Genomic DNA, 1,318 nt, shown 5'->3' on the forward strand with positions numbered 1-1,318 from the left:
CTTCTGTCTAATCAAAAAAGAATAAGTCTGTAAGCTGTTTTTCTTGCTTACAAACTTATTATACGAGGAGCGTGACAGTATGGCTTATAAGGAGAAAGACACGAAAAAGTGGTCGGCGCAATGGTTTGAAACAACGGCAAAGGGAGAGAAGAAAAAGCGAAGAAAGAGAGGATTTGAAACAAAAAGAGAAGCGTTAGAGTACGAGCGGCAAAAGAAATTAAGCAGTAGCCGAAGCATGGATATGAAGTTGAGTGAATTTATGGAGGTCTATTTTGAGGATAAGCAGAATGAACTGAAAGACCGCACCATGAAGAATAAACGGTATATGATGGAGCAACACATTATTCCCTACTTTGGCGAACAAATGTTGAGTGAGATTACCGCTTCACAAATCATACAATGGCAGAACGAAATGCAGACAAAGGGATTTTCGGAAAGCTATTTAAGAATGATACAAAATCAGTTGACCTGTATATTTACTCATGCGTCACGCATTTATGATTTGCATACAAATCCATGTAAGAAAGTGAAGCGCATGGGAAATTCCGATTCAAGGAGTTTGGACTTTTGGACAACAGAGGAATATCAGAGATTTATTCAGACGATAGAGCCGGGAACACGATACTATTTAATCTTTGAAATCCTCTTTTGGACGGGCTGTAGGATTGGCGAATTATTAGCTTTGACAAAGGGCGATATAAGTTTTGAAAATAACCAAATCAGCATCACCAAAACGTATTATCGTCTGGCAGGCAGGACGTTATTACAGAACCGAAAACAAAGCAATCGGTAAGGACGGTTGAAATCCCGGAGTTTTTGAAAAAGGAAATTAAAGATTTTGTTGACGGTCACTATGGTATGCCGGACGATGAAAGACTTTTCCCAATCGTGCAGGAAGCGATTCAGCATAAAATGAAACGCCAAATAACGAAAGCCGGAGTGAAGAATATCCGGGTACATGACCTTAGACATTCTCATGTGGCGTACTTAATCAATAAGGGTATAGAACCACTTTTGATAAAAGAGAGAGTAGGGCACAAGGATATTCGCATTACGCTGAATACCTACGGACACTTATATCCTAATCAGCAACGGAGAGTGGCAGATTTACTTGACAGCGAAAAAGGAAATAGCCCCGACAGCGGCAACTGTTAGGGCTGTGATAACTGGAAAACCTCTGTTATCAATATCCACAATACAAGTATAGCAGAGGTTTCTTCCAGTGACAACGATTTTCAGAAATGGAGTAGGGTTGTTTCACGAAAGATTCTAATGTGATGTTATATATCGTTTACCGTTGAATTTCATGTATCTCTCC

At 39.7% G+C, this 1,318-nt stretch carries 1 pseudogene; it reads left to right on the forward strand.

Going from position 1 to position 1,318, the window contains the following annotated elements:
* Positions 1-79 precede the first annotated feature (79 nt).
* A pseudogene (locus tag D7Y06_RS25165) lies at positions 80-1,155 on the forward strand (tyrosine-type recombinase/integrase).
* The last annotated feature ends 163 nt before the right edge of the window (positions 1,156-1,318 follow it).

The organism is Roseburia sp. 1XD42-69 (assembly GCF_003612565.1).
In the GTDB taxonomy this organism is placed as follows: Bacteria; Bacillota; Clostridia; order Lachnospirales; family Lachnospiraceae; genus Roseburia_B.